Raw genomic sequence first — 20,552 nt, 5'->3', positions numbered from 1 at the left:
CAAATAAATCTTTAAATGCCATTAACGAATGTAAGGTGCAAACGACTCACTATAAAATACGTCATAATTATCGTCGTCTTTTTCAATCAGCATAACTGGCAGTTTCTCACGCTCAGCTAACGCTAAAGACTCTTCCGTACCTAATACCATCATTGCAGTTGCATAAGCGTCTGCAGTCATACTACTAGGGTGCAAAACGGTTACTGACGCTAACTTATGCTTTATTGGATAACCGCTTCTAGGGTCAATTAAATGCGAAAAACGCTCGCCGTTTTCTTCATAATAAATTCTGTAATCGCCAGATGTCGCTAGCGCCATATTACCAGGCTCTATCACCTGTTGAATAGCCGCCCCTTGGCTCGAAGGTTTCTCAACTGCAACACGCCATGGGCTGCCGTCATTTTTAACACCTTTAACGCTAATCTCACCACCAATTTCCACTAAGTATCCCTCTACTTGGTATTTATTGAGTAGTGCAGCAATTTTATCGACACCATAGCCTTTAGCAAGGGAAGATAAATCAATGTAGAGATCAGGGCTTAACTTGGTGACAGTTAAATCTTTGACACTAAAACCATGAATATCCGATTTAGCTTTCATCTCGGCAATCGTTTCAGCGCTTGGGATCGCTGTTGGGCGCTTATCAGGACCAAAGCCCCATAGGTTAACTAATGGCCCTAAGGTAATATCCAGCGCGCCTTGAGTCGTGTCGTAAAGGCGTAAGCCTTCATTTAAAACCTTGGCTGTATCCGCTGAAACTTTCAGGCGTTGATTAACACCTAGCTGGTTAAAACGTGATAGTTCTGACTTCGGTCTGTAAGTGGACATTTGATCATTAACTAACTCAAGAGCGATATCAATTTCAGCTTGTAGTAGTTGAGTGGTTGGCAGGCGCTCATTACGTACCACTTTTATATGATAAGTGGTCCCCATGGTATTGCCTGACAGTGACACTATCTTATCTTCAGTTCCACAGCCGACTAAAATCAACAAACCAAAAAATACTGCCAGCGTCTTCATCGAAATTTTTATCATGTAAATGTTCAAATTCTCAATTTTTATATGGTTAATGTTTAAATCATTCTTAGCTAAAGCAACAGTGGCTAAAGCAACAACGACTAAACTACAAAGTCCCTAAAATAAAAATTGCAGCTAGCTTAACAATGGTGACCACCGTGTCAGCTAGCTGCAATTTATGACGTTCAATGTCTTTTGCAAAGGGTTAGCAGTTAGTCACTAACCACCAAAGTCATCGAGTAAGATGTTTTCATCTTCAACGCCTAAGTCTTTAAGCATACCAATTACCGCAGCATTCATCATTGGAGGTCCACACATGTAGAACTCACAATCTTCTGGTGCGTCATGGTCACGTAAGTAGTTTTCGTACAATACGTTATGAATAAAGCCTGTGTAGCCATCCCAGTTATCTTCCGCTTGCGGATCAGATAACGCAACATGCCACTTAAAGTTTTCATTCTCAGCCGCTAAGCCATCGAAATCTTCTACGTAGAACATTTCACGCTTAGAACGAGCACCATACCAAAAACTCATCTTACGTTTAGACTGTAAACGCTTAAGTTGGTCAAAGATATGTGAACGCATTGGCGCCATACCTGCACCACCACCGACAAACACCATTTCAGCATCGGTATCTTTAGCAAAGAACTCACCAAATGGACCAGAAATCGTTACTTTGTCACCTTCTTTGAGGCTCCAAATAAACGATGACATCTTACCGCAAGGTAAAGTTAAGTTTCTTGGCGGCGGCGTAGCGATACGCACGTTCAACATGATGATGCCAAACTCTTCTGGGTAGTTAGCCATTGAGTATGCACGAATAGTTTCTTCATCAACCTTAGATTCTAAGTTGAAGAAACCAAAGTGTTCCCAGTCGCCACGGTATTGCGCTGGTACATCAAAGTCAGCATATTTAACGTGGTGAGCTGGGGCTTCAATTTGAATATAGCCACCCGCGCGGAACGGCACAGACTCACCATCAGGGATTTGCAGCTTAAGCTCTTTAATGAACGTCGCTTTGTTATCGTTAGAGATAACTTCACATTCCCATTTTTTGATGCCGAAAATCTCTTCATCAAGTTCGATTTCCATGTCAGTTTTAACGTTAACCTGACAGGCTAAACGACAACCTTGACGTGCTTCACCTTTGCTTATGTGATCAAGTTCAGTAGGCAGAATATCACCACCACCAGACTTAATGTTTACCCGACACTGACCACATGAGCCACCGCCACCACAAGCACTTGAAACGAAAATACCATTGTTAGCTAGTGCGCCGAGCAGCTTGCTACCAGCACCGGTTTTAATTGCTTTTTCGCTATCATCATTAATTGAGATAGTGATATCACCACTGGCTACTAGTTTAGATTTAGCAAATAAAATCACTAATACTAAAACCAGTACAATCGCGGTAAACATACTCACACCTAGATAAACATCTATCGGAGTAGCTTTAAGAATATCCATTAACTTATCCTTTAAGGTTCAAATTAATACGTCGTACGGGTGTCTTAAAGAGACACACCTGAGAACGACATGAAACCTAGCGCCATTAAGCCAGAAGTGATGAAGGTAATACCTAAACCACGTAGCCCTTTAGGCACATCAGAATACTTCATTTTCTCACGTAGACCGGCAAGCAATACAATTGCTAATGCCCAACCAACACCTGAGCCGATACCGAATACCAAGCTCTCGCCAAGGTTATAATCACGCTCAACCATGAATGAAACCGCACCAAAAATTGCACAGTTAACCGTGATCAATGGTAAGAAAATACCTAATGCGTTGTACAAAGGTGGAAAGTACTTATCTAATGCCATTTCCAGAATCTGTACTAATGCAGCAATAACACCAATAAAGGTAATGAACTTCAAGAAGCTCAAATCTGCATCAGGTACACCGGCCCAAGCTAATGCGCCAGGAGCCAGTAAACCTTGATAGATGATTTGGTTAACAGGCACTGAAATTGCCAGTACCACAATTACCGCAACACCTAGACCCATAGCAGTGGTGACTTTCTTTGATACCGCCAAGAAAGTACACATACCGAGGAAGAAGGCTAACGCCATGTTCTCAATGAAAATCGAACGAATTAACAGACTAATATAATGTTCCATTGCGCCTACCCTTTTGCTTCTACTTGCTCTGGCTTATAAGTACGGATAATCCAGATCAGCATACCGATCAAGAAGAACGCACTTGGAGGAAGAAGTAACAAGCCATTAGGCTGATACCAACCACCGTCAGAGATTTTGCTGAGGATTTCAACGCCGAACAATGAACCATTACCGAGTAGTTCACGGAAGAAACCAACTGATAATAGGATGGCGCCATAGCCTAAGCCATTACCAATACCGTCCATAAAGCTCATCAGAGGCGGCGTTTTCATTGCGTATGCTTCTGCGCGACCCATTACAATACAGTTGGTGATAATCAAGCCAACAAATACTGATAATTGCTTCGCTACGTCATAGGCGTAAGCTTGCAATACTTGGTCTACAACAATTACTAATGAAGCAATAATTGTCATTTGCACAATAATACGAACGCTGCTTGGAATATGATTACGTAGTAACGAAATAAATAAGTTCGAACACGCGGTCACCGCAGTCAATGCTAATGTCATTACAATAGCCGTTTCCATTTTAGCGGTAACAGCCAGTGCACTACATACACCCAGAATTTGCAGAGCAATTGGGTTGTTATTAATGATAGGTCCAGTCAGAACCTGTTTAAGTTCTTTAACGTCAGCCATTAGCCTAGTCCTCCATTGCGTGCTTTTTCGATAAAGCGTGCAAAACCTTCTTCACCTAACCAAAACGTTAGCGAGTACTGAACACCGTTACTGGTCAACGTCGCACCAGATAAGGCATCAACACCGTGAACTGAAGATGCAATTGTCGGGATCTTAGTGACTTGAATAGCTAAGTCGCCATTGTCGTCATAAAGTTTTTTACCTTCCCACTTAGCAATCCACTGAGGGTTTTGAACTTCACCACCTAGGCCCGGTGTTTCACCAGAACCAGTGAAGTCGTAATACACTAAGCTGCGAATGGTATTCATATCCGCTTCAACCGCTAAGAATGCAAACATGGTTGACCATAAACCGTAGCCTTTAACAGGAATAATCACGGTTTGTAGTTCATTGTTGTCATCTTTAACTAGATAAACAACACCTTGATTTGCAACGCGCTTAACAGAGGCAATGTCATTTTCAGGCTTAAAAGACGTTGCAGGCGTACGTGCCGCTTTTTCAACATCAAAAGTATCAGCATCACCTTCAACAAACTCACCGGTTTTTAAATCAACAAGACGAGCTTCAACGTACTTACCATACTTTGCAATAATAACGTCTTTCTCAACTTTGCCAGCTTTAGTATCCACTAAACCTGCCGCTTCAAGAATGTACTTTTGCTTATCTAGCAATTTATTCTCTTGCTGAATTGGCTTAAGTAATACTGCTGCAGTTGATACCAACATTGAGCAGATAAAACACAGGCCGATTACAACAAATAATGTTTTGCCGATTGATTCTTTATTACTGGCCACGAGCAATCCTCCGCTTCACATTTGCTTGAACCACGAAATGGTCAAATAACGGTGCAAATAAGTTAGCAAACAGGATGGCTAACATCATTCCTTCAGGGAACGCTGGGTTAATGACGCGAATAAACACTGCCATTGCACCAATTAAGATACCGTAAGCCCATTTAGCATTGTTAGTGAAAGACGCAGAAACTGGGTCCGTCGCCATAAACATCATACCGAAGGCAAATCCACCTAAAACAAGATGCCAATACCAAGGTGTTGCAAACATTGCATTAGTGTCGCTACCGATAAAGTTAAGTAGGTAAGAAACTGCAATCATGCCCAACATCACACCTGAAATAATACGCCATGAGGCGATACGGGTATAAACGATAACTGCACCACCTAGCAAAATAGCAAAGGTAGAGACTTCACCCACGGAACCTGGAATGAAACCTAAGAAGGCATCCCACCAGTTAGCGCTAGTATATTCAAACGTGCCCTGTGCAGCTTGGCTCAATGCCGTAGCACCAGAGAAACCGTCAGCCACAACCCATGTTGTGTCACCTGACATGCTTAACGGATACGCAAAGAATAAGAATGCACGACCCGCTAACGCTGGGTTTAAGAAGTTACGACCTGTGCCGCCAAACACTTCTTTTGCAACCACAACACCAAAGGTAATACCCAGTGCAACCATCCATAATGGAATAGTTGCTGGTAAGGTCAGCGCAAATAGAATGGAAGTTACAAAGAAACCTTCGTTAACTTCATGGCCACGTACAGACGCGAATAAGACTTCCCAGAAACCACCAACGGCAAAAGTCACCGCATAAATAGGTAGGAACCAACAAGCGCCATACCACATCAGTGCAGGCACACCTGAACTTGCGGTTAATTCAGTACCAAATAGGCTGAATAGGCTGACTTGCCATACATCAGGAGTTGCAAAGCCAGCCATCAGCGCATCTTGAGCTTGCAAGCCAACGTTGTACATACCAAAGAACATTGCCGGGAAAGTACAGGCCCAAACCGTAATCATCATACGTTTTAGATCAAGGCTGTCACGCACGTGCGTGGTGCCTTTGTTTACTTTACCTGGAGTGTAAAACACAGTAGCAGCCGCTTCATAAAGGGCGTACCACTTCTCGTACTTGCCGCCTTTTTCAAATTGCGGTTCAATACGCTCGATAAAATCTTTCAAGCTCATTAGCCTTCCCTCTCGATCGTATCTAAACAATCACGCAGATATGATGCATAGTCATACTTGCCTGGACATACGAAGGTACACAATGCCAAATCTTCTTCATCTAGCTCTAGTGCGCCCAGTGCAGCAGCACCGTCATAATCACCAGAAACAAGATCGCGAAGTAACATTGTCGGTAAGATATCTAATGGAACAACACGTTCATAGTTACCAATTGGCACCATGGCACGATCTGAACCACCCGTAGTTGTGGTCATATTGAACAGACCTGTACGGTTTAAGTGACCTAAGAATGCGCGAGTGATAGAGAACTTATCAGCACCAGGCATAGCCCAACCAAATAATTCTTTTTCATTGCCTTCTTTCAACAAGCTAAGTTGTTGATGATAGCGACCTAAATAGCCATGAGGACCCGCCGCTTGGCGCCCGCTTAATACTGAACCTGAGATAACTCGAACATTGTCAGTTTCAATTTCTCCAGCAGTTAATTCAACAGTGCTAGCACCTAATACTGTACGAACTAAACGTGGGTTTTTAGCTTCAGGGCCAGTAATCGCAATAACACGTTGAGTGTTAAGTTCACCTTGAGTGAATAATTGACCAACAGCAATCACGTCTTGGTAGCCAATATGCCAAACCGTACGTGTTGCAGAAGCAGGAAGAAGATGATGAATGTGAGTGCCCACTAGGCCAGCAGGATGTATACCTGCAAACTCTTCAACTTGAGCATTGCCAGAAGGGATATCAGCACCAGGCGCTTTAGCAAGGAAAAGTTTGCCTTCTGTTAATTTCGCTAGTAGCGTCAAGCCGTTAGCAAAATCATCTTTATGCTCAGCAATCACTACAGCAGGATCTGCAGCAAGTGGTTGAGTATCAATTGCGGTGACGAAAATACCAGCAGCGACTGAATCAACAGCAGGTACTTTACTGAAAGGGCGAGTTCGTAAAGCTGTCCAAAGACCTGATTCAATCAAGTTTTCTCTGACAACGTTAGCATCTAACGTGTTAAGTTCATCAGCACTATATTGAGTAAAGCTGACTTTATCATCACCTTCAACGCCAATAACCACTGACTGAAGTACACGTTTCGCACCCCGGTTAATTTCTAATACAGTACCACTAGCTAAAGCAGTATATTTAACGCCAAGGTTCTTTTTATCTTCAAAAATCACCTGACCTTTCAAGACTTTTTCGCCAACCTTGATTTTCATCGTTGGACGTAAGCCAATATACTCTTCACCCAAAGTCGCTACGTTCTTAATGGCTGGGCCATTATGGATAACTTGCTCAGGGCCACCTGCTAGAGGTAGTTCCAATCCTTTCTTTATTGTAATCATATCCACAAGCACTACGTTTGAAGGAAAGACAATGCGCCGCGTTCCTACCCAAAAGAAAACAAAGTGTTAACAAACACTTCAGTGTTGAGCTAGCGCAGATTTATCACGGAAATGCGATCGCAATCACGCTGGTCGCGCGCATTTTACCCCAAAATGTGCGCTATCGCCACGAAAAAAACCAGTGATTGAATTTTTAGATTGTTCATTTTTAAACAATTCACTCAAATAGGGTGTGGAACAGTCTGATTTAACGTCATTGAATGCAATATTTCAGTAACACAGGCACTATAACATTAATTTTAAAAGAAATAATATAAGAAGTGATTTACGGATTTGTTAACAAAATTCGCTTTAGTACGAGCTAAAATAGCCCATACTAAAGCAGAATTAAAACAAGCACCTACAAGAGGAAGAAGAGGTGAGACAGTTAAAATCTGGCCTGATATCCAAGGTAACTCAGCATCTCGCCTTGAGAAGTAATGCCTAAATTAGACTGTTGACTGACTAAATCCTCGTCAAGTAAGTTTTCTATACGCAAATAAACTTCGTGCACATTAGAAATATGATAGTTAGCTGCTAAGTCTAGCTTCCATTGTGTATCAATTTGTTCACCGCCATTAATGGCAGTGGCATAACCCATTTCTGATTGATATAAAGCTTGGGCGATGACACTAAATTGCCCCATTATTAAGCCCGCATTTAAAGCTAATTGTTGCTCAGGTACCCAAGGAAGTTGTTCGCCTTTTACATAAAGACCGATTAAGTCGTTAAAACCAGAGTCTCCAAACTCAGCTTGGCTGTATTGGTATTGAGCAGAAAGAGGGATTGAAAAGCTATCAAAGCCGACAGTGTAATCGACCGACAAGTCGATGCCGTTAACGGACGTATCGTTAAAATTGTCTTGTACATAACGCTGTGAATAATCACACGCCATACTCCACATACAAGTCACATGTTGATTATCAAAGTCTTGTACGTAAGCATTTAAACCAACATTTAGTGCATCATTGCTATAGCCAAGTGCTAATTGATACTGCAGCGACTCCTGCGCTTGTTGCAATGCATTGCCCGCTGATGCAGCTGTCCAAGCTTGCTTAGCTGAAACAGCCGCTTTCCAAGCACCTGTGGTATAGGCAATTTCGATTGCCGGGATCCAGCCATCATCAGAAAAATCAGCCGCCTCTATGCCATAGGCTTCAACGTCAATTTCGCGAGTAGTACTGACACTTTCAAAGCTCAAGCCTAAGTTTATCGACAAAGCGCCATAGTTGAGTTTGGCGTCAGCGCTGGTAATGAGTACGTTAACATCGTCGATATAAGCTAGCAGCGCATTATCAATATTGGTGCTCGCAAGACTTCTATCTTGGCTCCAGGTCCAATCTTGCTGGCCAAAACGCATTTTGGCTTTATCTGAATGAAACAGCGCACCATAGGTCACTTGATGAGCGCCATATTGACTTACACCTTCCGTTTGCAAGCCATAGCCCGAATATTGATTATCTTCAAGCATAGAGCCTAAAGCCAAACCGCCTGTAGTCGGGGCTTTATCAAAAGCTGAAATCGCTGATAATTCTGTTGTACCAATAAACACGCCAGATAACGAGTTTAATTGCGAGATTTGCTCATCATAGGATTGGTAATAAAAATCGGACATCACCACCGAGCCATCACTAAGATTAACAATATGGCTCACTTGATACTTATGGCGCTGGCCTTCACGGTTATCATTTTCGGTAGCCGAATACGCCCTACCCGGTTTAGCCTGCCAATCTTGGCTGGTTAAACCGATATTGGAGTGATCATTTTCTGAGTTAGTGTATTGGTACATAAACTCTGTCGTTTGTGGGTTTCTAGCGCCAGCAAGACTATCAGCATTAATTTTGAACATGATATCGGTTTGGCTGTGGTCGCTATCAAGGTTGGTCACAAAACCTGTTTCTTCGGCGGTATTTTGGTAATCCACCGCAAACAGCATGCCGTATTCTTTATTTAAGCCACTGGCAATGGCGCCCACGCGGCCACCACCATTATCATTAATTTCGATGTTAGCCTGAGCATCTAATTTTGTTGGGCTGATCTGCGCCGTGGTGTAATCCACACTACCAAAAGCCCCTTTACCGCCTTTTGTCACTCCAGTCATGCTGGCTGTAGTCACTTGGGTTTGTAAGGCTAAATTCGGTTGTAACACTAAATGAGGCGCTGAATAAGGAGACGGTGAAAAGGATACTCTATCTTGAGAAATCGCAATGCCATTGACCGCGCCGCGATGACTGATGTCAGTGGTTTGCCCCATGGCAGCAGGCATGATTGTCATTCCTGACAATGCTAGGGGTATTGTACTGCTGCGATAATGAAATGGAGCTGTCTGAGGCTGGTCGAGTACAACAGTATTATTTGATTCATCCAAGGATGCCGTCACAGAGCTTGCAGCAAAACTTGAAGAATGACACACAAACAGCACAGCAGAAGCAATTACAGACAAGCTGAATTGGCCTTTAGACATGGTTAACTCCCAAAATACATCATCGGCATCGCAATCCGCTACGCCTTTATTATTATAAATAACATCCTATTACTAACTTTTAACAATAACGTTTTCATGCAAATAAAAACAGTATTTTAATAAAATTAACCACAAAAAAAACAAAGCGGCCGAAGCCGCTTTGGTGTCAAACTAAAACCTAGGATTAACAGCTAGCCTATAGCGTACCTAAAATGTCGTCACTCAATTTAAGGTCATCATTACGATTGACACTTACACCAGCGGCAATGATTGCACGAGCAATATCTTGGGCTTGATCAAGTGAGTGCATGTCATAAGTGCCACACTGATACTCATTTAATTCAGGGATCTCACTTTGTTCAACCACTTTAAGTACATCACCCATTGCTGCAAGCCACGCATCGGCAACAACCCGCTCTGTCGGCTGACCAATTAAGCTCATGTAAAAACCGGTGCGACAACCCATTGGCGATATATCAATAATTTCTACCGAGTCACCATTCAAATGATCACGCATAAAACCGGCAAATAAGTGCTCAAGGGTATGAATACCACGTTCACTTAAAATATCTTTATTTGGCGTACAAAAACGCAAGTCAAATACCGTAATGGTGTCACCTTTAGGTGTACTCATATGCTTTGCGACACGCACAGCAGGAGCTTCCATTCGTGTATGATCAACAGTGAAACTATCAAGTAAAGGCATGACTCATTCCTTAAGGCTAAGTAAAAGATGTTTGGCATCATAGCATCAAAATTGAAACCAGACAGCTATGTAAACATGGGATAAACCGGAGTTATCTTCATGTAATAACCTGTCTGTGTGACAAACTGATGACCGATACTTATTACTTTTATTAAAACACTAAAGACTAAAAAGCAAAAAACCTCATCTAAAGACAAGGTTTTGATTTTTAAGCTAATTTGGCTAGTTTACCTTAATCTACAATGACCATAAATGGCCTTATGGATTAACCTTTACAATTTGGCGTTTTAGGCACTGCATCTAATGCTTGCCACTCAGCCTGAGTATATGCATTAATGGAAAGTGCATGCACGCCGTTGGCTAACTCATCCGCTAACACAGCATTTATTGCTCGGTGGCGGGCAATTAATCGCTGCGCTTCAAACTGCTCACTCACCACCACCACTTTGAAGTGTGTTTCTGAGTTAGGCGGCACATGGTGGCGATTGCTTTCATTAAGCACATCTAAATGTATCGGACTAAAAGACTGGTTCAGTTTATCGCTAATGATTTGTTCAACTGACATAACAAACTCTTTATAACTACATTTTAAAGTTTGAAGACTACTGCTTAACTCCCCATAAATCAAACTAGCCAGTCGGCAATCTGATTTAAGTGGCAATTTTAGTTAACAATGCAAGCTAACCTAGTAAGTTAAAGATTACGCTGATGAATTATCCCTTCAATTGATGATAGCCGACAATTAACTGCCTAAAGGTTAGATTTAACCGACAGTTCTTAACCTTTAAACGCTTTGGTACTGCATGCTGCCACTGTGATTGCATCCCTTGATGCATAATGAGTAAATCACCGCTTTCAAGCTCAACGTTTTGTTTTATATTGAGGCTTTTATGCCGTAAGGCAAAAGTTCGACTGGCGCCAATACTGACTGACACAATTGCGCTATTGGCTACTATTTCAGGCTCATCATCACTATGCCAGCCCATAGAATCTAAACCGTTTTGATAACGATTAACCAATACCCCGTTGCAATTAAACTGCAGTTCATCCCGCAGCCGCTGCCTTAAATCTGCTAATAAGTGTGGCCAAGGCTGCGGTGAAATTAATAAAGAAGAATATTGATATTCACAACCAGGATCAGCAAACCATACTTGAGCGCGAGGGATAGGATGCTGTTTACCAAAAAGCGTAATTATCGGTTTTTCAAAGAGGTAGCTATCGGCATCGGCTAGCAACTGTTGCTGCTCCCCGCGTGATAAAAAGCCCTTTATATACGTTATTGGCGCGCCATGGCTCTTGGATTTAGCGCAGGGGCTATTTTGATTGTCACTGCTGTGCTGATCAGATAATTTAAACTCGATTTGTTTCACCCCCGCCCTCCTTTTGCCTCTTAAAGAGAGGCTAACGTTGACAACCGACACTTTGTGACTAATCCTTTAGTATATCAATACATTATTTTACACTTTTCTAACATTAACTCACTAAACTTTATGAGAGCCTAAAATTACAACGTAAGCTGTTTTATTAAGCTAGGTGAACCGCCTTAATGTTTATCCCAACACCGTCATTGCAGCAGCGCCGCCACTATCTTATCGGCGGTTTTAGCACTGTTAGTCTATAAAAGATAAAGGTAGTTTATTGCACTTATGAAATGGATATTGGATCTGCTTGTCAATCTAAGCATTATGTTCTGCTTAAGCATTGCCATGTTCAACATCAGCAATGCCCATGCTGAAAAGCTCAACTTAACTGAGACTTACACCGCGCCAATAGGCCAATCTATAGGGTATTACACCGAAACAGATCGTATTAACGCATCGCAAGCTTATCAATTATTCCGTAATGGCCACTTCCAGTCAGGCAGCGAGGAAATTAGCAACTACGGCATCGGCTCTAACCCTGTATGGATTAGTCTATCCATTAATAATCCAACTCAAACTCAGATAAACCGCATCATCCACTTTGATAATTACTGGCTCGATGAAGTCAGTGCTTATTGGCTAAGCTCAGATAGAATTGCTCATTTTGAGCACCAAGGTGATCTATCGCTATTTTATAAACAACCGACTTTTCAACCCAGCTATAATTTTCAATATAGCTATCCACCAGGTATAACCACGGTATTAATTAGGCTTCAAACCTTAGATGCCATGGTCATTCCGGTATATTTATTTGATGAAAGCCAAAGCGCTCAAAACAGTATATTTAACTCCTATAGTTACGGTTTTTTATACGGCGCGATTATTGCGCTGCTGATTTATAACTTTATTTTATTTTTAGGCTTACGTCTGAGAAGCTACTTTTACTACTGCCTATACCTGCTTAACTTTCTAATATTAAATATGGCATATAGCGGTCATGGTTCGTTATGGCTTTGGCCAAATTCGCCTTATTGGCAACAATGGGCTGTGCCAATCCTTATGGTCACCTTCTGCTCCAGTGGCATTGTATTCGCGTGCCACTTTTTACGTCTGCGATATCAACTGCCGCTATTACATAAGATCTTAAAAAGCTTATGCGTACTTTTTCCAATATTGATGCTGTTGGCAGTGATACTGCAAGACCGAGTATTAGGGTTGATTTTTGCTTTTGATTTGATGCTGTTATTCAGTGGCTTGATGATTGTATTAGGGGTGCTGTCATTAAATTTCGGCAATATTTCCGCACGGTTATTTTTACTGGCTTCAATATCATCAATGATAGGTATTGCCATAACCGCGCTTGCGGTGTGGTCATATATTCCATTTAATGACTTTACTTATCGCGCTGCTGAAATAGGGGTAGGTATTGATGTACTTTTACTGGCATTAGCATTAACTGAGCGATTTAGACGAATCGAAAATGAAAAACTGATCGCAGAAAAGATGGCTCAAATGGATCCGTTAACCCTGCTTAATAATCGCCGCGCTTTTTACCAATTAGTGGAGCCGCAATTTAATCAAGCCAATGGCACTATGGAATCGCCGAGTAATACCCCTTCTATCGTAATGATTGATATCGATAAGTTTAAAGATATTAATGATAAATATGGGCATATTTTTGGTGATTTAGTCTTGGTTAAAGTCGCATCTATCATTAGAGATACCCTACGAAAAAATGATATTGTGGCGCGCTGGGGTGGCGAAGAGTTTATTGTTTTTTTACCGCAAACGGCTGCAAAAGAGGCCGATAGTTTAGCAATGCGGATTTGTGAAAATATTGCCAAACTCAATTTGCAGCACCAACACGTTAAAGTGCAGGTTACAGCCAGTATTGGCATAGTGACCAGTAATGCTGAAATCTATCAATTACCAGCCTTAATTGAACAAGCCGATAAACACCTATATCAAGCTAAACGAGCCGGCAGAAACAGAATATGTAATAGTGAACAGGCATTAACCCATAGCGTCGCCAGTTAAAGATAGCTCAAGTGCTAATGTAATTTTATCAAAATGACTGTTTACCCAAGCTCCATTAATCGGCCCCCAATCCAGCAGCTGATAAAAACCCGCATTGTGTCTTTGCCCCTGCTGTACAAATTGCACATCAATGCCTATGTCAGTGAAAGCTGCTATGTTGTCTTGCAAGGTGCGTCTTGGCATTTGGGTCTGCTTTTGTAATGACAACAAATTATGCTGTTGCTGCTCAATGAGTCCCGCCAGATAGATTTTACGTAAAAATGCTTTTTGCGCTTTAGAGACAGGTCGCACTAAAAATCCATTATTAGCCGCTGCAGCAGTTACTTTTTCCATATTACTCAATCCCATATACTATATAAGCTTAAAGTAATGGATTATGAGTGGTTAAGAAAGACTAATCGACACTTATTATTCATCAATCTCTACCAATCAAGCTTTTAGTAAACAAGCTTTTAGCAAACAGTTGCGACTAACTTAGCAAAAGGATTTATATATGTCGGCCACACCAGAATCAGATGTGACAGTAGCTAGCACCTCAGAAAAACTGCTCATAGCTGAGGCAAAGTGGCAGAGCTATACAGAAGTGACATTAACCAAGGTAGATAAAAACTACCCGAAGCAAATATTCAGCCAAAGCATTGGGCTGTTACTGTTAATATTAGCCGCGTTAGTTGTCGTCATGACATTAAACCAAGCCTTAGGGCGTAATGAATACCTCATCATTAGTGGAGTATTGATTGCCGGAGTCGTGCTGACATTGATCCGCTTTTTGGCGGCTAAAAAGTTGCGCTACGGCGTACTTGAACATGAAATATTAATACGCCAAGGCTTATGGTGGATAAAGACCACAGCTTTACCTTATAGCCGCTTGCAGCACGTGAGTTTGTCGCAAAACCCATTGCAAAGGCGCTTCAACTTAGCCACCATAAAGTGCTTCAGTGCTGGCAGTGGCGCGGCAGAGATTTTCCTCCCGGGACTGAGCTTTACCTTGGCAGAAAAGTTAAGGCAGCACTTACTGAATAAAGCCTCTTATCATCAACAACCGCTCTCCTCAGATATAAGCTCTGACATAAGCTCTAATATAGGCTCTGACATAAGTTCAGATACAAGCTCAAATATAAGCCCTGCAATAAACACTGAAAAGCCGCTAACAAAAGAGGCCGCTGATGAGTAACCAGCCAAATGAGCCTCAAAAAGATAACAAGATTTCAGTAGCGCATTCTTCACTGCAAACCTCTGAGAATCCTTCATCACAAGCAAAAAAAGCGACTTCAACGTCAAGCTCAAAATCCACTACAGCTGACAAAAATGTCAATGCCTTAACCCAATGGCAATCGCTGTCTCCTTGGTCAATGCTAAGCTTTATTTTTGGCAGCGCAAAAGCCATTTTATCTAATGGTTACGCCATCATTCCTGTGGTGTATGCCGGTTGGCAGAGTGGTTTTGATTTACAAATGGGTCTACTCGGCTTTGTTGTAGCAATACTTTTACTGACAATATTCTCATTCATTCAATGGCGAACATACCGCTTTAAGCTTTCAGGGCAACAACTCAATATTAAACGTGGGCTGTTTTTTACCCGCAAAGATGAAATCCCACTCAACAAAATTCAAAATATTCGTTACAGCCAGCCATTTTATTTCAAGCCATTTAAGCTCGGCACCTTAATCGTTGAAACTGCAGGCTCAAAAGATGACGAAGCGCATTTATCGGCGCTTGACTCAACCCAAGCCAGCAAGCTTAAACAGCAATTACTGCAACTCGCTCCCCAGCATCAACTTGCAACTAATGACGCTATCGATGAAATCAGCACTGAAAACACTGCCGATAGTGTTAACACACCTAGCAATAAAACCCACAACACGATTGTAGTGCGTAATTTAAAGCAGCTAATCCAATTTGGTTTTTATCAAAATAATTTGATTTGGTTTGCGGTGATAGCAGGCCCCATTATGGGACAAATTAAATGGGAGCAGATAGTCGAGCTTCCTATTATTCAACAATTTTGGAGCGCTGTTGTCAGCTATAGCGGCCCAAGTATTGCTCTACAAGCCATTGCCATTATGCTGACATTGTTGTTGGTGTATTGCCTGTTTTCAATAATTTCTATTGTGGCGGCAGTACTTAAATATCATCCTTATACATTAGAAAAACAGCAACAAACCCTGCAGCGCAGCGGCGGGGTGATCTCCCACCAGCAAGACGCATTAGCTATTCGCCGAGTGCAGCTAGTGCACTTTAGTCAGCCATTTTTAGCTAAATTATTAGGCTTATGGACACTGTATTTTAAGCAGGTTAAAGGCCAAGAGGTTGAGCAAAAAACTACTGAGCATATGTTACTGCCCAGCGTTAAAACTGCAGAGATTGCTGCAATATTGGCGCAAATACCGCAATTAGCAGGCGGGACAACTAATATCCCAGCGCGATACCAAGCTATTGCTTTGGCATGGTTTTTAAGACGCGGCTTGTTAATGTACATTCCAGCGCTATTAATTTTAATCTTTACCGGCTTAAATCCGATCTCTGAAGTGGCTTTATTGATTGCTACTGCGGTTATGGGACTAACATTTTTGCGGTACAAGCAGTGGGGCTATGTGATTGAAGATGAAGTGTTATGGCAACATAGCGGCTTATTTGGCCATCATTGGAAACGGATCCCTTATGAAAAAATACAGCACGTATCTATCACCCAAACAAAAGGGCAACAACGCAGCGGTCATGCCTATATCGAAATTGGCCTAGCTAGCGGCAGCTTAACTCTGCCCTATATCGCTGAAAAAGACGCCTTATTCATTGCCGAAAAAGCCATGCAAACCATTAAGCAAGATTACCGTAATTGGATATAAACGCTTATCTTAATGGCATATTGGCTAATGAAGAATAACTAATAGCGGGCACTAAATGATCAACCAATGCGAGTTAGCGCTAGTTAGCACTTGTTAACTAGCGCTACTTAACCACAAGCACAGGACAACTGGCCTGATTAGCCACCTCTTCAGCAACATTACTATGCAGAAAATGCGCTAGACCACTGCGTCCATGGCTGGCAATCACCACCATACCAATGTCGCCTTTGTTGGCCTCATCGACAATTTCTTCAATGGCATCACCACGCCTAATTACGGTTTCGACCTTCAAGTCAGTATTTAAATCAGCAAGTAAATTTTGCATTTTGGTGGCTGCAGCCTCTTCCATGCTTTTAGCGAGTTCCTCAGGAGTAATAGCCAAAATCATGTAGTTCTCGTCACCAAGGGGCTGAGAAACCACATGTAAAATACGAATACCCACTTCATATAAATTGGCCATTTCAATGGCATATCGCAGCGCATGGGATGCCGTTTCAGAAAAATCTGTTGGCCATAATATTGAACGTGAACGCATGTGAGTTCCTCCTGTAGATAAAATAACTAAGCTTGAGCATTAAACTAACTTATCCAACTTACCGATGTGAATATCGTTAGCTGAATATAGCTCACGCTATAAAGTAAGCATCACCAATGTAATCATGGCTATAGTGATAAATAACAATCATAGTTAGCATCAAATTTAGCATGACAGCCTCAGATACAAACTACTTAAATATCCTCCTAATTAAAGTGTAGTGCAAATAGCAAAAAACCACCTTGACCCAGCACAATAATCCAAAGGCTTGCAATTAATCCCAACCCAGCACATACTAAACCGACTAATCAGTCGGTTTGAATTAATTAAAATGATGTCAGCATCAATATCACTCTAGGAGCGCTTTATGAATATGGCCGCTAACAATGCTCAGCAAAGTCCATTACAACTATTACTTCAGCAGCAACGCCAAGCCTATCAGTCAATGCCTGCGCCTAGTTACCAATCCAGAGTTGATAAACTCAATAAACTCAAAGCCGGGTTGCTCAGTTATAGTGAGCAATTTGTTAGTGCATTAGCCACAGATTATGGCCATCGCTCAGCCAATGACACCATGATTTCAGACATCATGCCTTGTGTGAATAACATCAACTACAGTCTGAAACATCTAAAATCATGGATGAAACCCAATAAACGCCATGCAGGGTTATTACTGTCCCCTTCTTCGGTCACAGTGCATTACCAACCCCTTGGCGTTGTTGGCATAATCGTGCCGTGGAATTTCCCAGTCATGCTGGCTGTTGGCCCGTTAATTACCGCCATTGCGGCAGGTAATCGCGCCATGCTTAAAATGTCAGAATTTACCCCAGCCACCAACCAAGTATTGATTCGCTTATTAGCAGAGATATTTAGCCAAGATGAAGTGGTCGTAGTGGAAGGCGAAGCCGATGTTGCCGCGCAATTCTCAGCCCTACCCTTTGACCACCTATTATTTACAGGTTCTACAACAGTGGGTCGCCATGTCATGCGCGCAGCTGCTGATAACCTCACCCCAGTGACTCTTGAGCTAGGCGGTAAGTCACCAGTCATTGTAGCGCCTGATATTGATATCGATACTGCTGTTGAGCGCCTTATTTACGGTAAGTGTTTAAATGCAGGCCAAATCTGCGTCGCACCCGATTATATTTTATGTCCAGAAGACAAAATCGATGCGCTAATCAGTGCCTACAAAACTCGTTTTAATAACATGTACCCAGATTTTGCCAGTAATGAAGACTATGGCAATGTGATTAACCAGCGCCAATACAGTCGCTTACTCGCGGTACTTGATGACGCCAAACAAAAAGGCGCGACCATTCACCCAGCGACTGAGTTCAACATTGATAGCGAAATACGTAAATTACCAACACAGCTAGTGACCAATGTCAGTGCAGATATGGCCATTATGCAACAAGAAATCTTCGGGCCATTACTGCCGATAATCGGGTATAAAGACCTTGATGAAGCCATTGAATATATCAATAACAATGAACGCCCATTAGCGCTTTATATCATGAGTTTTAACAGTCAAACCCAGCAAAATATTATCCAACAAACTCACTCTGGCGGCGTATGTATTAACGAAACTATCTTCCATGTGGCAGCCGATGACGCGCCGTTTGGCGGCATTGGCCCATCAGGTATGGGCCATTATCACGGTAAAGAAGGCTTTTTGACTTTTAGCCATGCGAAAACGGTGTTAAAAAGCGGCAAGTTCAATTCAGGTTTACTGGTGCACCCGCCTTATGGCACTAAAATCCAAGCCTTGTTGATGAAGTTTTTCTTACGCTAACGCGCTAGATAAATACCAATAATTGAGTGTGCGATTATCGCCTTGGTGATAAACTCGCACGCTCAAAATCCCGATTAATAAATCGCTCATTCATCAACACTCCTTTAATAAAGAGCCCATTAATAAATAGCTCATTGAAAATACGAACAGCATATGACCCAAACTGTAGCCAACAAAAAACCTAAAGTAGACAAGAAACAAGCGATACTCGATAGCGCTTTACAGCTATTTGTTGAGCAAGGGTTTCATGGCACATCCACCGCATCCATCGCTAAAAAAGCCGCTGTCGCCACTGGGACATTATTTCATCACTTTCCCAGTAAAGATGATTTACTCAATCATTTATTTGTTTCAATTAAACAAGAATTTGCTGATGACATTACTCAAGCATTGTCCACCTTTGACAATGCTGGCGAAGATTTAAAAACCGATGCCGAATACCTTTGGCAACAAGCGATTGATTGGGCCTTAAAACACCCGATTAAGCAGCGTTTCTTTTTACAATTTTCTATGTCCAACGACATTGATGCCGCAATCCGCGATCAAGCCATGAACGGTATTTTGCATTTTGTTGTTCAGCTTATTAGTAAAGGCCAGCAACAAAAGATTATTGCTGATTTTCCTGTTGCGCTAATGCTTGAAAACTGTCACGGCCAATACCTTGCCGCTATTCGCTATTTTACTGACAACCCACAATGGGGCAACGACCCAAGTCAGCGACAAGCAAGCTTTGAATTATTTTGGCGCGCAATGAAAGCTCAGTAATCTACTTTTATAGTCAAAACCTCCTTTAAAGCCAGTTAGCTGATGACTGGCGAAAGGTGCTAAGCCTTAACCACGAACCGCTTCAGCAAATCTCTTTCGGCTCCAACCATACAATTGACCCAAGCATACAATTGACCCAAGCATGCACTAGATCCAACTATACATTTAATAACAAAATATTATTATCTTTATAAAATTTGATAATTTTATTAAATCATTACTTCGCCCTATACTTCTTCCATCAAAACGAACAAGCAACAACTTAGCAATTAACGTATAAAGCGAGATTATTATGAAAATGAGTCATGTAGGTATTATGGTTGGTGACATGGATAAAGCCGTCGAGTTTTATACCCAAGCATTAGGTCTTGAAATTGTCATGGGCAATTCAGCAGTCATCGAAGAAAAACAAACTGCCATTGGTAGAATGTGTATTGCGGTATTTGGTGATGGTTTTAAAGGTTTTAACATCGCCCACCTCGTCACTTCTGATGGCATCGGCTTTGAGTTATTTGAAATGAAAGACCGCGAAGAAAGACATCATGTCGACTTCACTAAAATCGGTATCTTCCATTACTCGTTAGAAACAGATGACTTTGAAGGCGTTATCGAGCGAGTTGAAAAATTCGGCGGTAAAGTCAGAATGGACATCATGCGCTATCATCCAGAAGATGATAATAAGCCTTACAAAATGGTCTATCTAGAAGACCCATTTGGAAACCTATTTGAACTATATTCTCATTCTTATTCAGAAACTTATTCTTCTGAATACACATAAGAATTAAAGAATTTTAAAAAGCAGCTAACCGTGGTTAGCTGCTTTTTTTGTATTAGAGAAGTTTGTAGGCAAGTATTATTTAAGCGCCTAAATCACTTTTGGACAATTCCGTTTTAGCGAAATTGCTAATTCAGCAA

At 41.7% G+C, this 20,552-nt stretch carries 19 protein-coding genes; 6 read left to right on the top strand and 13 right to left on the bottom strand.

The annotated features are described in order from the left end of the window. Positions 1–21: 21 nt before the first annotated feature. From Q4546_RS04330 to Q4546_RS04280, 11 genes are all read right to left on the bottom strand, one after another. The gene (locus Q4546_RS04330; protein WP_241903506.1) at positions 22–1,020 is read right to left on the bottom strand and encodes an FAD:protein FMN transferase; all 999 of its coding nucleotides are present in this window, start codon (positions 1,018–1,020) and stop codon (positions 22–24) included. Between the two features lie 216 nt (positions 1,021–1,236). Then, positions 1,237–2,484, bottom strand: coding sequence for an NADH:ubiquinone reductase (Na(+)-transporting) subunit F (gene nqrF / locus Q4546_RS04325; protein ID WP_102437959.1), 1,248 nt, complete (start codon positions 2,482–2,484; stop codon positions 1,237–1,239). A gap of 44 nt (positions 2,485–2,528) precedes the next feature. After that, positions 2,529–3,137, bottom strand: a complete 609-nt coding sequence (gene nqrE / locus Q4546_RS04320; RefSeq protein ID WP_076542779.1) for an NADH:ubiquinone reductase (Na(+)-transporting) subunit E — start codon at positions 3,135–3,137, stop codon at positions 2,529–2,531. A 5-nt stretch (positions 3,138–3,142) separates the two neighbouring features. Further along, complete coding sequence (locus tag Q4546_RS04315; protein ID WP_076542777.1) at positions 3,143–3,775, bottom strand: NADH:ubiquinone reductase (Na(+)-transporting) subunit D; 633 nt, start codon at positions 3,773–3,775, stop codon at positions 3,143–3,145. After that, a complete protein-coding gene (locus Q4546_RS04310; RefSeq protein WP_102437960.1) occupies positions 3,775–4,569 on the bottom strand; it encodes a Na(+)-translocating NADH-quinone reductase subunit C in 795 nt (264 codons plus the stop codon). The genes Q4546_RS04315 and Q4546_RS04310 overlap by 1 nt, the downstream gene beginning before the upstream one ends. Further along, on the bottom strand, positions 4,559–5,758 hold the full coding sequence (locus Q4546_RS04305; RefSeq protein ID WP_102437961.1) for an NADH:ubiquinone reductase (Na(+)-transporting) subunit B: 1,200 nt from the start codon (positions 5,756–5,758) through the stop codon (positions 4,559–4,561). The genes Q4546_RS04310 and Q4546_RS04305 overlap by 11 nt, the downstream gene beginning before the upstream one ends. Then, complete coding sequence (locus Q4546_RS04300; protein ID WP_102437983.1) at positions 5,758–7,092, bottom strand: Na(+)-translocating NADH-quinone reductase subunit A; 1,335 nt, start codon at positions 7,090–7,092, stop codon at positions 5,758–5,760. The genes Q4546_RS04305 and Q4546_RS04300 overlap by 1 nt, the downstream gene beginning before the upstream one ends. Positions 7,093–7,519: 427 nt before the next feature. Continuing rightward, positions 7,520–9,595 (bottom strand): TonB-dependent receptor, encoded by a 2,076-nt coding sequence (locus Q4546_RS04295; protein WP_102477146.1) that lies wholly within the window; start codon positions 9,593–9,595, stop codon positions 7,520–7,522. A gap of 196 nt (positions 9,596–9,791) precedes the next feature. Beyond that, positions 9,792–10,301 carry an S-ribosylhomocysteine lyase gene (luxS, locus tag Q4546_RS04290; protein WP_102437963.1) on the bottom strand — a complete coding sequence of 170 codons (510 nt, stop codon included), beginning with the start codon at positions 10,299–10,301 and terminating at the stop codon, positions 9,792–9,794. A 265-nt stretch (positions 10,302–10,566) separates the two neighbouring features. Next, entirely contained in the window at positions 10,567–10,866 is a 300-nt protein-coding gene (locus Q4546_RS04285) for a BolA family transcriptional regulator (protein ID WP_102437964.1), read from the bottom strand. A 148-nt stretch (positions 10,867–11,014) separates the two neighbouring features. Continuing rightward, complete coding sequence (locus Q4546_RS04280; RefSeq protein WP_303445762.1) at positions 11,015–11,671, bottom strand: alpha-ketoglutarate-dependent dioxygenase AlkB; 657 nt, start codon at positions 11,669–11,671, stop codon at positions 11,015–11,017. A gap of 336 nt (positions 11,672–12,007) precedes the next feature. On the opposite strand from Q4546_RS04280, the gene Q4546_RS04275 reads away from it, so the two are divergent. Further along, a complete protein-coding gene (locus Q4546_RS04275) occupies positions 12,008–13,699 on the top strand; it encodes a diguanylate cyclase (RefSeq protein WP_198590424.1) in 1,692 nt (563 codons plus the stop codon). Here Q4546_RS04275 and Q4546_RS04270 read toward each other — a convergent pair. Next, the gene (locus Q4546_RS04270; protein ID WP_102437967.1) at positions 13,676–14,032 is read right to left on the bottom strand and encodes a winged helix-turn-helix domain-containing protein; all 357 of its coding nucleotides are present in this window, start codon (positions 14,030–14,032) and stop codon (positions 13,676–13,678) included. The genes Q4546_RS04275 and Q4546_RS04270 overlap by 24 nt on opposite strands. 160 nt (positions 14,033–14,192) lie before the next feature. Here Q4546_RS04270 and Q4546_RS04265 point away from each other — a divergent pair, with 160 nt between their 5' ends. Further along, complete coding sequence (locus tag Q4546_RS04265; protein WP_303445761.1) at positions 14,193–14,873, top strand: PH domain-containing protein; 681 nt, start codon at positions 14,193–14,195, stop codon at positions 14,871–14,873. After that, a complete protein-coding gene (locus tag Q4546_RS04260) occupies positions 14,866–16,545 on the top strand; it encodes a PH domain-containing protein (RefSeq protein WP_303445760.1) in 1,680 nt (559 codons plus the stop codon). The genes Q4546_RS04265 and Q4546_RS04260 overlap by 8 nt, the downstream gene beginning before the upstream one ends. A gap of 103 nt (positions 16,546–16,648) precedes the next feature. Here the strand turns inward: Q4546_RS04260 and Q4546_RS04255 are convergent, their stop codons facing one another. Then, a complete protein-coding gene (locus tag Q4546_RS04255) occupies positions 16,649–17,080 on the bottom strand; it encodes a universal stress protein (RefSeq protein ID WP_102437970.1) in 432 nt (143 codons plus the stop codon). 367 nt (positions 17,081–17,447) lie between these two features. On the opposite strand from Q4546_RS04255, the gene Q4546_RS04250 reads away from it, so the two are divergent. From Q4546_RS04250 to Q4546_RS04240, 3 genes are all read left to right on the top strand, one after another. Then, positions 17,448–18,872, top strand: a complete 1,425-nt coding sequence (locus Q4546_RS04250) for a coniferyl aldehyde dehydrogenase (RefSeq protein WP_303445759.1) — start codon at positions 17,448–17,450, stop codon at positions 18,870–18,872. 153 nt (positions 18,873–19,025) lie between these two features. Beyond that, positions 19,026–19,637, top strand: coding sequence for a TetR/AcrR family transcriptional regulator (locus Q4546_RS04245; RefSeq protein WP_303445758.1), 612 nt, complete (start codon positions 19,026–19,028; stop codon positions 19,635–19,637). Between the two features lie 292 nt (positions 19,638–19,929). Continuing rightward, positions 19,930–20,415 carry a VOC family protein gene (locus Q4546_RS04240; RefSeq protein ID WP_102531975.1) on the top strand — a complete coding sequence of 162 codons (486 nt, stop codon included), beginning with the start codon at positions 19,930–19,932 and terminating at the stop codon, positions 20,413–20,415. Positions 20,416–20,552 lie beyond the last annotated feature (137 nt).

It is taken from the genome of Shewanella sp. 4_MG-2023 (assembly GCF_030548015.1).
In the GTDB taxonomy this organism is placed as follows: domain Bacteria; phylum Pseudomonadota; class Gammaproteobacteria; order Enterobacterales; family Shewanellaceae; genus Shewanella.
The sequence above is the reverse complement of the archived record's forward strand: the minus strand, read 5'-3'. Positions and strand labels throughout refer to the sequence as shown.